At 36.6% G+C, this 12,060-nt stretch carries 11 protein-coding genes; 5 read left to right on the forward strand and 6 right to left on the reverse strand.

Annotated features, from left to right (window positions below; genetic code table 11):
• Positions 1–42: 42 nt before the first annotated feature.
• Positions 43–1,422 carry an FAD-dependent oxidoreductase gene (locus tag AC3CH7_RS19500; RefSeq protein ID WP_488381839.1) on the forward strand — a complete coding sequence of 460 codons (1,380 nt, stop codon included), beginning with the start codon at positions 43–45 and terminating at the stop codon, positions 1,420–1,422.
• Positions 1,423–1,457: 35 nt separating this feature from the next.
• On the opposite strand, the gene AC3CH7_RS19505 is transcribed toward AC3CH7_RS19500, so the two are convergent.
• Entirely contained in the window at positions 1,458–2,384 is a 927-nt protein-coding gene (locus AC3CH7_RS19505) for a manganese-dependent inorganic pyrophosphatase (RefSeq protein ID WP_036164801.1), read from the reverse strand.
• A gap of 395 nt (positions 2,385–2,779) precedes the next feature.
• On the opposite strand from AC3CH7_RS19505, the gene AC3CH7_RS19510 reads away from it, so the two are divergent.
• Entirely contained in the window at positions 2,780–3,583 is an 804-nt protein-coding gene (locus AC3CH7_RS19510; RefSeq protein ID WP_031416517.1) for a GNAT family N-acetyltransferase, read from the forward strand.
• Between the two features lie 104 nt (positions 3,584–3,687).
• Here AC3CH7_RS19510 and AC3CH7_RS19515 read toward each other — a convergent pair whose 3' ends face one another.
• Both AC3CH7_RS19515 and AC3CH7_RS19520 read right to left on the reverse strand, forming a co-directional pair.
• Complete coding sequence (locus AC3CH7_RS19515) at positions 3,688–4,554, reverse strand: MurR/RpiR family transcriptional regulator (RefSeq protein ID WP_031416518.1); 867 nt, start codon at positions 4,552–4,554, stop codon at positions 3,688–3,690.
• Positions 4,555–4,871: 317 nt separating this feature from the next.
• The gene (locus AC3CH7_RS19520) at positions 4,872–6,101 is read right to left on the reverse strand and encodes an MFS transporter (RefSeq protein WP_031416519.1); all 1,230 of its coding nucleotides are present in this window, start codon (positions 6,099–6,101) and stop codon (positions 4,872–4,874) included.
• A gap of 204 nt (positions 6,102–6,305) precedes the next feature.
• Between AC3CH7_RS19520 and thrC the strand changes: the two genes are divergently transcribed.
• The 3 genes from thrC (at position 6,306) to AC3CH7_RS19535 (ending at position 9,070) form a co-directional block, all read left to right on the forward strand.
• Positions 6,306–7,358, forward strand: coding sequence for a threonine synthase (gene thrC, locus AC3CH7_RS19525; RefSeq protein WP_031416520.1), 1,053 nt, complete (start codon positions 6,306–6,308; stop codon positions 7,356–7,358).
• Complete coding sequence (gene thrB, locus AC3CH7_RS19530; RefSeq protein ID WP_031416522.1) at positions 7,355–8,269, forward strand: homoserine kinase; 915 nt, start codon at positions 7,355–7,357, stop codon at positions 8,267–8,269. The genes thrC and thrB overlap by 4 nt, the downstream gene beginning before the upstream one ends.
• A 114-nt stretch (positions 8,270–8,383) precedes the next feature.
• The gene (locus tag AC3CH7_RS19535) at positions 8,384–9,070 is read left to right on the forward strand and encodes an MtnX-like HAD-IB family phosphatase (protein ID WP_031416525.1); all 687 of its coding nucleotides are present in this window, start codon (positions 8,384–8,386) and stop codon (positions 9,068–9,070) included.
• Positions 9,071–9,124: 54 nt separating this feature from the next.
• On the opposite strand, the gene zupT is transcribed toward AC3CH7_RS19535, so the two are convergent.
• From zupT to AC3CH7_RS19550, 3 genes are all read right to left on the reverse strand, one after another.
• On the reverse strand, positions 9,125–9,934 hold the full coding sequence (gene zupT, locus AC3CH7_RS19540) for a zinc transporter ZupT (protein WP_031416526.1): 810 nt from the start codon (positions 9,932–9,934) through the stop codon (positions 9,125–9,127).
• A 166-nt stretch (positions 9,935–10,100) separates the two neighbouring features.
• Positions 10,101–10,709, reverse strand: a complete 609-nt coding sequence (locus AC3CH7_RS19545; protein WP_012295832.1) for a phosphatase PAP2 family protein — start codon at positions 10,707–10,709, stop codon at positions 10,101–10,103.
• Between the two features lie 237 nt (positions 10,710–10,946).
• Positions 10,947–11,825, reverse strand: a complete 879-nt coding sequence (locus AC3CH7_RS19550; protein WP_206701010.1) for a hypothetical protein — start codon at positions 11,823–11,825, stop codon at positions 10,947–10,949.
• Positions 11,826–12,060 lie beyond the last annotated feature (235 nt).

A 12,060-nucleotide genomic window follows, 5' to 3' on the forward strand; every position in this document is an offset into this window, starting at 1 on the left:
TACATCTACATACTGAACATAAAAACATTGTGAGGTTTATCTATGATTCAATCTCTTTGGCTCGCTACGTCCGAATCTGTCTCACTATCTTCACTTACTTCATCGACAACTTGTGATGTATGTATAGTCGGAGGAGGCTTAACCGGTCTTTATACAGCCTATGTCTTGGCAAAAGCAGGTGTTGATGTCCTTTTACTTGAGGCGAACACCCATTTTGGTCATGGTACCACGGGCCACTCCACAGGTAAATTAACTGCCCAGCATAATATCGTTTATGCAAACCTTTTAGAAAAACTATCTGTTGATGAAGCACAGCTTTACTACCAACTCAATCAACAAGCCATTGAAAAGGTAACACAATTACTTCCAAAAGGCAGTGTTAAGCAAGTAGATTCACTATTGTATGCTCAAACAAAGGATGGGTATGCGCAATTATTAAAAGAATGGAATGCTTATAAAGTTTTAAATATCCAATCAAAAATCACCACAGAAACGGAGCTTCCCTTCCCCATTAAAAAGGCCTTATGCATGTCCCAGCAAGCTCAAATAAACCCTGTAGAGGTAAGTAATTTTCTTGCCAAAGAAGCACAGGCGATGGGTGCAAAGCTTTATACAAATACACGGGTTCAACAATTAAACATAGCTCAAAATAACTTACATACCGAAAAGAATATGTCGGTTCAATATAAGAAGCTTATTTTGTGCTCACATTATCCCATTGAGGCTTTTAAGGGACTAAAGCTGTTCAAACTATCAAATAGTCGTTCTTATATGGTGGCTAGTAAAATTGCTGAAACTATGCAGGGTCAATATTTATCCGTTGATTTCCCATCCCGTTCCATTCGCACAGCTACAATTAAGAACGAGCATTTTTTAGTACTTGGTGGAGCGAATCATATCGCTGGGGAAACAGTCAATACAGAACCGTACTATGATGCCATTTCAAATGAAATGAAAGAACATTTTGAGCAAGAGCCCATTTATCGATGGTCAGCTCAGGATATCGAGACTCCTGACATCGTTCCTTATGTAGGAAGAATTACAAACTCATTGCCGAACGTATTCATTGCTACTGGCTATAGAAAGTGGGGCATTTCTAATTCCTTTGTTGCTGGTGACATTTTATCCAGCCTAATCACTGGATCGAGAAGTGAAGATGGTGCCATTGCACTCTATTCACCCTCACGTACAAAATTCGGTGCACAATTTATGCAAATGCTTAAAGTTGGCGGCTTTGTCGCAAAAGAGTTTATTACTGGGTATATGAGACATGCCAGTGCCCCAACATGCACGCACTTAGGCTGTAAGACGAAATGGAATGAGGCTGATGAAACTTGGGATTGTCCTTGCCATGGCTCCCGCTTCAACGCTCAAGGAGAAGTACTAGAAGGACCTGCCGTACAACCTTTGAAACTAGATTAAAAAAGAGGCTGTCCTCATAGACAGCCTCTTTTAAATTATTTTAGAGCTTCTGTTAATACTGGCACAATTTGTTTTTTACGAGAAACAACACCTGGTAACACAACACGGTTGTTGATAAGCTCAGCACTGAATCCTTTTGCTGCAGCTTGTGCTACTTGTCCAATTGCTACAGCTGTAGAATCGTTGTTTAAAATATCTGTCACAACGAAGAAGAATAAATCTAAACCATTTTCAGCAACATTTTTATTTAATAAAATCTCTAATTCCTCTTGACGATTAAGTACATCATTAATATCCACAGCATTAACCTGTGCAACAACAGATTTGTACTCACCAAATTGGAATTCCTTAGCATCTAATGATAATAAATCCTCTAAAGATTTATCAGATAGGTCTGCACCTGCTTTTAGCATAGCTAAACCATATTCTGCAACGTCCACATTAGCAATTTTAGCTAGCTCTTCGCCCGCTTTTACATCTTGCTCTGTGCAAGTCGGTGATTTGAATAATAATGTATCTGAAACAATTGCAGATAACATTAAACCAGCAATGTTCGCAGGTATGTCTAAACCGTTTTCGTTAAAAATTTTCTTAAGAATAGTAGCCGTACAGCCTACTGGTTCTGCACGATAATATAGTGGATCAGCTGTTTGGAAGTTGGCGATGCGGTGGTGATCAATTACCTCTGCAATTTGCACTTCCTCAATACCGTCAGCCGATTGTTGGAATTCATTGTGGTCTACTAGAATAACTTTGTCCGCTTCATCAACAACAGAAGAGATTAAACGTGGCGCTTCAAAGCCAAATTTATCTAAAGCAAATTGAGTTTCATTATTAACATCTCCTAGACGTACTGCCTCTGCTTCTTCTCCAATTTGTTGTTTTAAATAAGCATATACGATTGCAGATGTGATCGTGTCTGTATCTGGGTTTTTATGTCCAAAAACTAATACTTTACTCATTGAATTTATTCCTCCTAAAATGACCTTACATTTATCTTTTATTTTATCATATCTTATGGACTAACAAATGATAAATTGAAACATTAAGTAAACTAAGCTCATTCATTTAATATACAATAATAATTTTCCACTACCAATAACCAACTTTACAAATATGAATTAAGTATATAAGACCTTCAAGCTGTCATATACATATATTTTGTACACCTACCCTCTTCATTTCTATTTTCTTTTTTTACCATCCTTTTTTTAACATTCTATAGTAAAAGTGCATCTTTTTCTAATATTATTTATTTTATATAGATATTTAGTCGTATTTTCATATTTATGTAAGCATAATTTTATGCTATTATCAGATAGTCTATATTTTTGGATTTTAGGAAATGGGGATTACAATGACAAAGAAGATGGAAAAAAAGTATATTCCTTTAGCTAATTATTTTGAAGTAGCTTTACAACAAGAAATCACTTTATCCTTTAGTGAATTAGAAAACATTATGGGACAAGCCTTACCGAATGCCGCCTACTTAAATAAGAGCTGGTGGAAAAAAACAAAGCCCCCTCTATCGCACTATTTGTCATGGACAAATGCAGGTTATCATGTCATTGATATTAGACTAGGTACTAGTGTAACTTTCTCATGCACGCAAACAAAGACAACTGAAAACAATCTTTCAAAAAGGGAAGAGGACCCTTCTGCATACATAATTCGAGGGATTGAAGCATCTGATGCTAGATCATTTATTCTTTTACAGGAGGAAATTTTTCAACAAACCGACTTCATGTACAATGTTCAAAATGAATTAGATCTAACTGTCCAACAACTTCGTAAAAATTTAACCTATTGGAAGCAGCTTAAAAATCGTACTATATTACTTTGCGTATTAAATGGTATTTTTGCAGGCTATGCAGTTATACATGGGTATAAACAAACGAAAGCTAGACATGTTGCCTCTGTTCGCTTAGCTGTGAAGGAAGAGTACCAACAAAAAGGCATCGGCTCCGCCCTAATGAAGGCTGTGGAAGGTTGGTCAAAACAACGTGACATATCTCGTTTAGAATTATCAGTCATGGAACATAACAATGTTGCTTTACATCTCTTTACAAAATTAGGATTTAAACAAGAGGGCATTCGACAAAATGCTATTAAATTAAATGATACTTACATTAACGAGTACAACTTGAGTAAAATTTTATAATTCACTTTACCTAGATGTCTAAAGCGTATTTGGACATCTTTTTATATATGTTCCCTATAAAAAAACGCATAGAAAAGTAAAATAATACTTTTCTATGCATAACATTAAAATACCTTTTTCTCTCTAGCAGCATTCAGGAATAATATATTACTATCTACTTGCTCATTGGATTTTTGATATTTTTCATACTGCCCCTTGTCTTGGTTAATCATTTCCTCTAATAAAGCGTGTAAGAAAGAAAACAAAACGGGCACTATATCTAACGAGGAATGCTTGTTGGTTCCAAGTGCAAACAAAATATTAGCATATTCACGAACCGGTGAAAATGCAGTTCCGGTAATCGCAATAATTTTTACTTTCTTCATCTTTGCAATTTCAACAATCGTTTGAATATCCTTTAACTGTTGATCAAACGATAAAACTATTAATGTTGTACGCTCTCCCATGTTATTAATTTGATTCATAATTTCATCCGAATCTATTCGAAGCTGCTTAATATTAGAACGTAGTGTTTTTAATGTGTTGGATAACCAATTTGCTATAGATACAGCCTCACGAGTCCCTAGAATATAGATATTTTCTGCTTCATGCATCCATTTTGAACTTGTTTGAATTTGCTGATCATTAATTAATTGAATTGTTTCCTGAATGTTTCGGCTATCCCGCTGCATTACCTTCCCAAAGCTAGAATTAACTAGCTTATTACCCGTATAGGTAGATTGTAGATTTGTTCCTACATCTTGGGACATAATATAGCCTCTTATTTCTTCTTGCAGCTCCACATATCCCGATAAATCCATGGCATAGCAAAAGCGAATAACCGTTGATTCACTTACATTAGCCAGTCTGCCTACTTCTGCTGCTCCATTAGCAATCACTGTATTGGGATTATCCATTACAAATTGTGCTACTTTACGCTGCCCCTTTGAGAGTCTTACAAACCTTTTCTTTATATCCTCACGAATGCTCATTCCTAACAACCTTTCTTTCAATGACCTTATCACGAATGGGAGATTGTTTCCTACTTACTCAAAATTCGATTAAAAATACAGTATCACGATTGCAATTTGAATACAATGACTTTTCTGAAAAATCTTCAGCGCATTAACCTGCTAATATGTCGATTTTTTATACTTTTTTCCTTTTCAATGATGACTTCTCATTTTATCAAAATTATTAATTGCTTTGAATAAAAATTAATAATTCCTAATTATTATGTATTACACTAGCGAATAAAGACAAAAATGTCCTGGATCGATTACTCTTATCCAGGACATTATTTTATTTATTATTCTAATTCTAGCTGCTTGGTTTCCTTCCCAAGAAATATGACGCCCACAACACCTATAATTATTGCTCCACAGAAAATGGCAAAAATGAAGCCTATATCATAGCCAGCTGTTAATAAAGAACCTACTAGTAAGGGCCCAAAAATCCCACCAATTCGCCCTGCAGCAGCTGCCATTCCTGCACCAGTACCACGAATAATAGAAGGGTATTGCTCAGGTGTATAAGCATATAACGCCCCCCATGCACCTAAGTTAAAGAAAGATAAAAACATGCCAGATAATACTAGTACGACAAGTGTATCAGCATTCCCAAAAATGAAAGCACTCACTGCTGTACCAATTAGATAGGAAACAAGCACAAATTTCCGCCCAAATTTTTCAATAAACCATGCGGCAGTAAAATAACCAGGTAATTGAGCTAATGTCATAATGAGAACGTACTTAAAACTTGTAATCATATCAAAGCCCTTACCAACCATGACACTTGGAAGCCATAGGAACATACCGTAATACGAAAATACAACTGTAAACCACAGCACCCAAAGCATCAATGTGGAACGTGCATATTTTTTTGACCAAACTTCTTTTATATTTTGAAGGATACTACGCGCTTTGGCCTCTTTTTTCACCATAAACTGCGGTGAATCTGGGAGATGCCATCGAAGATAAATAGCATAAAATGCAGGGAGTGCTGTTAAGACTAACGCTACTCGCCATCCCCACGTTGGAATAACAAAATAGGATATTAATGCGGCAATTAGCCATCCCGCTGCCCAAAAGCTTTCCAATAAAACAACTACGCGCCCTCTTTCTTTTGCTGCCACACTTTCAGACACTAATGTGGATGCAACAGGTAATTCTCCGCCCAGGCCCATTCCTACTAAAAATCGTAGCATTAAAAATGCTGTTAATGTAGTCGTAAAAGCAGACAAACCGCTCGCAATGGAAAATAGGACAAGTGTCCACATAAAAATTTGCTTTCGCCCTACCTTGTCGGCAAAAACACCAAATACAAGGGCTCCTACAGCCATTCCAATTGAATTAATACTACCAATCCAACCAGATTGACTTGGTGTCAGTCCCCAATCTGCTGCCAATGCTGCAATGACAAACGATAATATCCCAACATCCATTGCATCAAAAAGCCACCCAATACCCGCAATACCCAACAGTCTATTTCTAGAAATTGTTTGCTTCGATTTATTTGTTCCTACAGTATTTGTCGTCATTTCAACCACCTGTCTTTACACTTGACTTTACATTACAAGATTACTATACAGTTGTTTCAAGAAAGTGACAAGCAAAATTCAAATTACCGAATTGTTTCGACAATTTATGAAATGCTATTGAAATAATAGTGTGATTTGCGTTAAAATGTCTTTTATACAAAAACAACTGTTCTTTCTATGAGAACAAAAGGAGATCATATCTTTATGTGGAAAGGCCTTATTGAAGAATATAAACAATTTTTACCTGTAACAGAAAATACACCTGCATTAACTTTAAACGAAGGCAATACGCCTCTTATACATTTAGTGAATTTATCCAAGAAATTAGGCATTGAGCTTTACGGTAAAATTGAGGGTGCAAACCCAACCGGCTCTTTTAAAGACCGTGGTATGGTATTTGCAGTGGCCAAAGCTATTGAAGATGGTAGTAAATGTGTTATTTGTGCCTCAACAGGAAATACATCTGCTGCTGCAGCTGCTTATGCTACAAGAGCTGGTATTCAATCCATCGTTGTAATTCCTAAAGGAAAAGTTGCCCTTGGTAAGCTTGCACAAGCAACTATGTATGGTGCAAAAATCATTGAGATTGACGGTAACTTTGATGATGCTTTAAGTATTGTTCGCCAAGTAAGTGAAACAACTCCTGTCGCTCTTGTCAACTCCGTCAATCCATACCGCATTGAAGGTCAAAAAACTGCATCATTTGAGATTGTAGATGCCTTAGGCTCAGCTCCTGATTATCTATGCATCCCAGTTGGAAATGCAGGGAATATTACTGCTTACTGGAAGGGCTTTAAAGAATATCATGCTGCTAAAGATTCTGGTCTACCCAAGATGTATGGCTTTGAAGCTGAAGGTGCAGCAGCAATCGTCAAAGGAGAGCCTATTGCCAATCCAGAGACAGTTGCCACTGCTATTCGAATTGGTAATCCAGCTAGCTGGAAATTGGCAGAAGCAGCTCGAGATGAATCTGGAGGTATAATTGACTCCGTAACGGATCAAGAAATTATTGCAGCTTATAAGTTAATCGCAAATACAGAAGGTATTTTCGTTGAACCAGGGTCTGCTGCATCATTAGCAGGTGTTATTAAATCGGTGGAAAGCGGAAAAATTCCAATGGGTTCAAAAGTAGTGACAATCTTCACAGGTAATGGACTAAAAGATCCTGATACAGCCATGGATGTATCCACAGTAGAAGTAGTATCCCTTAAAAATGATGAAAATGAAATTCGAGAATATATCGAGGGAATACTATGAATAAAACGTGGCAAATCTCAGTTCCAGGAAGCACAGCCAATCTAGGGCCTGGCTTTGATTCCATAGGACTCGGCTTGTCTCTATACTTACAATTAACAGTTACTTTACAGGATACATGGGCTATCATCCATCTTGATGATAACGGTCCTAAAGAGTTTGAGCTTGAAGAACATTTACTATACGTCATTGCAAAAAAAGTTGCTGAGCAATATGGGCAACAATTACCTGCATGTCGTGTGGAAATGGCTAGTGAGCTACCATTAGCACGTGGGCTTGGAAGCAGTGCGGCTGTGATAGTTGCAGGTATTGAACTAGCCAATCAAGTATGTGGGCTTGGCTTATCGGTACAAGATAAACTCAACTTATCATCTCAAATTGAAGGACACCCAGATAACGCAACCGCGTCAGTCTTAGGGGGGTTAACCATTTCATCTATGGATGAAAAAGGGAATGTTGATACTTTCCATATCAATAAAATTGATGCTTCCTTTGTGGTATATATACCGAATATTGAATTAAAAACGAGCGAATCTCGATCTGTATTACCAGAGCAATTTGACAGAGCTTATGCTGTTCATGCTTCAGCAAATGCTAATATGCTAGCTGCTTCACTAATGGCACGTGATTTCCAGCGTGCGGGTCGTTATATGGAAGAAGATTTATTTCATGAACCGTTTCGTGCAAAGTTAATTCCCGAGTATAGTGAAATTCGTACAGCCGCTAAGAGGAATGGTGCTTACGGGACTGCTTTAAGCGGGGCTGGTCCTACATTGATTTCTATTATTCCTTCTACTATTGCTGGTGATTTTGTTCAAACTATGAAAAAACAATTTCCTGAACATCAAGTGATTGTAACAAAAGCTGATGAGCAAGGTATACAAGTACGTGAATATATGAAACGTCTACTTTAATAGTAGGCGTTTTTTCTTGAAAGCAAGGGAGGATAAAACTAATATTATAGAAGTATAGGGTATGACCTGAAACACCTATTATTGAGATACGCGCTTTTCTAAGGAGGAACTATCTTGAAGCCAATTATATTCTGTGATTTCGATGGCACGATAACAGAAACTGATAATATTTTTTCCCTGATGACAGAATTTGTTCCGCAAGAATCTGAGAAGATTGCGAAAGCTATGATGGAGCAAACAATTTCATTTAAAGATGGACTCTCTGCTATGTTTCATTTACTTTCTACTGAACAAAAAGATGAAGTCATTCAATATCTTATGGATACAGCCGTCATACGTGAAGGATTCGAAGATTTTGTTCGATATGCCCAAAATCATGACATTCCGTTTTATATTGTAAGTGGAGGAGTCGATTTTTTTATTGAGCCTTTAGTAGAAAAATACGGCCCTTTCTCAGGTATCTACTGCAATAAAGCGGATTTTTCTGGTGAACAAATTAAACTAATTTATTCAAATAGCTGTGATGAGGAATGTGCAAAATATAGTACTCAAGGATGCGGCTGCTGTAAGCCTAGCGTTATGCGGAAAGTCGCAAAAGAAGAGCATTTTAAAATTGTTATCGGTGATTCTCTTTCAGATTTTGAAGCTGCTAAACAAGCTGATATTGTTCTGGCTAGAGACCATCTCATTCAGCGCTGTGAAGAGCTTCATGTTTCATATAAACCATTTATCACATTCCATGACTGTCTAAAAATTGTGCAAGAACTTATGGAAACCAACCATGCTGTACCAACAACTTAATGCATGCCTAAAAAAAGGGAACCATTTTATAAATGGCTCCCTTTTCATATTGACTTATACTAATAATACTAGGCTGATGGCCATAACAGCCATTCCCCCTACCAAGCCATACATTGATAAATGGGTTTCATCATACCTCTGCGCTGCCGGTAATAATTCGTCCAATGAAATAAAGACCATTATACCTGCAACTCCAGCAAAAATGATGCCAAACATAACGTCTGTTAAAAATGGCATAAGGAGCAAGAAGGCAACTAATGCACCAACTGGCTCTGCTAACCCTGATAAAAATGATAATTTAAAAGCCTTTCGACGGTTGCCCGTTGCAAAGAAAATTGGAACAGACACTGCTATCCCCTCAGGAATATTATGAATCGCTACTGCTATGGCAATGGCAATTCCTACATTGGGATCGTTAATAGCTGACATAAACGTAGCGATACCCTCAGGAAAGTTATGGATTCCAATAGCCATAGCTGTAAAAATACCCATCTTCATCAAATGATCTTCATTCACCTGTGGCTTTATTGCATTCACATCTTCTACTAGCTTTACTTCATGAGGATTTGTTGATTTTGGAATGAATTTATCGATTAAGGCAATGAATAACATACCACCGAAAAATCCGGCAATTGTCATCCAATAACCATTCGTATTACCTAATGCATTCGTTAAAGCATCTTTAGCCTTAACGAAAATCTCAACAAGTGAGACATAAATCATAACGCCTGCTGAAAAACCCAATGCTAGCGATAGAAATTTTGTATTTGTTCTTGATGTAAAAAAAGCTATTAAACTACCTACTCCAGTTGCAAGCCCTGCAAATAGAGTCAGTCCAAATGCTAGTAAAACGTTTCCGTCCATACCCTTCTTCCTTTTCCCTTTTTTTTATTGTACTCATCTTAACGCAGAAGTTTCCTAAGAGCAATTCTTTTTTACAAGGTAAATTTGGTCCATTGACCTTGCTTCATCCGTTTGCGCACAAAAAAGCAGTATCAATTCATATGAATTTTGATACTGCTCTCACTATCTATTTATGATCCGATTGGAATATTCTTTTACGACGTTCATACCAGATGACACAAATAATGAACCAAGTATATCCCATACTCCAGCCTGCGAGTACATCAGTAGCAAAATGTCTTGCGCCAGCTATACGGGATAATCCTATAAGCACCATCAGGATCGTAGCTCCAAGCCACAATAGGATTTTACGACCTTTACTATTATTTTCAGCTAATATATATGCGGTTGCAAATAAATACAGAATACCGGTCATCGCATGTCCAGATGGAAAGCTATAAGATGTTAATTGATCTTCAATTTCAGGTCGTGCTCGTTGAATCCATTTTTTTAATACTTGATTTAACACATTCCCTGCCGCAAATGTTAAAACAATAAATAGCATACCTCGATAATTTTTTGTCTTCCACGCTAAATACACAATCAAAATTACTGCTACAATAACAACAAATATAGGTTCTCCTATATAATGAAAGACTTCAAGAAATTGATTCCCAAAAAAGACATGTGCCATTTTTGTATCAAACTTATTCATCCAATCACTTTGAAAAGTTAAACTTAAAAAAATAAATATAATTAGTGTAATGATTGCCAAAGGATAGGCCCATTTTTTCATACTTTCACCTCAAAAACATATTGCTATGATCTTCACATCATAACATAATTATGTCCGAACTAGAGGGAGAGAAGCATTAATTTTATTAAATACATCGTTGCATTCTTGAGTGATCATCGTGGACTGTTCATTAGGTTTGTTAAAGTAATTAGAGACAACCAATGCAACAATGAATAAAATAGCCACGATAGGTAGTATTTTTCTAAATATCATCCACACACTCCTGTTCTACAGCTATTATTTGATGAGCACTGGATCAAATAGCCAATCCGTTGGACCAAAGTTTGGATCTTTTTCTCCTCTTACTTCACGGGAGATTCCATGTTTGATAATAACTTCTCTAAACCTTTTACTAAATAAGGTTTTTTTATAAAGATATCTTCCATCATGACTCCATTCAGCTGAGTAAAAGACGTCGCCTTTCAACGCTGCTAAATCTTCCTGATAATACATATCTGGCCCTTTGATAACTCCATTCAAACCACAGCTACATGGAGGTTGTTCAGTTGCAAAGTATAATTTTACTCTATCATGACTACATGCGGGTAGGATTTGTGTAGGAATAATTTGATAAGCTGGCTGTTTTCCTTGCTCAGGTCCCTGATGGATTACCTCTAAAAATTCAAACCCTTCTAGTTTTTCCCTTTTCAGTAGTGCTACCAGTTCCTCAGAAGCTACCCAATATCCACTTACATGCACTAAATGACGTCCATTCATGTGTGAAGTGTCAATAACTATAGGAGATAATTGCTCTTTATCCATAAGTCCGCAATTCTTACAATGAGTACTCAAAGTAAATAATGTCCCTTTATCCTCTAGAAACATTTCAGGTGAATTTCCTGTTGAATTTAAAGTAAACAACGGTGCTCGTTCATACTCCAAATCAGAAAATTCAAAGTAGAATCGTTCTCCAATTGAGACAATACCAAATTCACGTTCTAATGACTCATATAAAGCAGCTACTTTCTCGTATGTTACATCTTCGTTTAATGTAAAAATAGGATTAAATTTTGTTTTTAAATTTCTCTTTCTAATTTCAGGCGCACCAATAGCAATACCATGACGATTATAAACGTTAATCACTTGATCTTGACTAGATTCATCTATAGAAAACAAATTTTCGAGTTCTACTTTCTTTCACAATACACGCCTACCTTTATAAAGTTTTATGGTGAAGTATATTGACTGCTAGTTACCATTCTATAATCTACCGTTTACATACATAGTTAGGGTTACTTTTTGTTGAAGAAAATCATTTGTATTACTACTCACTATAGCAAATCTACTTAACCACGGTAATTTAAGCGTACCAGTACTTATACCGATATTTCAACTTCGGGTTTACGCCAAT

It is taken from the genome of Lysinibacillus sp. F12 (assembly GCF_057773605.1).

Excerpts from the sequence above, each read along its gene's own strand:
- AC3CH7_RS19500 (WP_488381839.1), top strand. The coding sequence starts at position 43 with ATGATTCAATCTCTTTGGCTCGCTACGTCCGAATCTGTCTCACTATCT.
- AC3CH7_RS19505 (WP_036164801.1), bottom strand. The coding sequence starts at position 2,384 with ATGAGTAAAGTATTAGTTTTTGGACATAAAAACCCAGATACAGACACG.
- AC3CH7_RS19510 (WP_031416517.1), top strand. The coding sequence starts at position 2,780 with ATGACAAAGAAGATGGAAAAAAAGTATATTCCTTTAGCTAATTATTTT.
- AC3CH7_RS19515 (WP_031416518.1), bottom strand. The coding sequence starts at position 4,554 with ATGAGCATTCGTGAGGATATAAAGAAAAGGTTTGTAAGACTCTCAAAG.
- AC3CH7_RS19520 (WP_031416519.1), bottom strand. The coding sequence starts at position 6,101 with ATGACGACAAATACTGTAGGAACAAATAAATCGAAGCAAACAATTTCT.
- thrC (WP_031416520.1), top strand. The coding sequence starts at position 6,306 with ATGTGGAAAGGCCTTATTGAAGAATATAAACAATTTTTACCTGTAACA.
- thrB (WP_031416522.1), top strand. The coding sequence starts at position 7,355 with ATGAATAAAACGTGGCAAATCTCAGTTCCAGGAAGCACAGCCAATCTA.
- zupT (WP_031416526.1), bottom strand. The coding sequence starts at position 9,934 with ATGGACGGAAACGTTTTACTAGCATTTGGACTGACTCTATTTGCAGGG.
- AC3CH7_RS19545 (WP_012295832.1), bottom strand. The coding sequence starts at position 10,709 with ATGAAAAAATGGGCCTATCCTTTGGCAATCATTACACTAATTATATTT.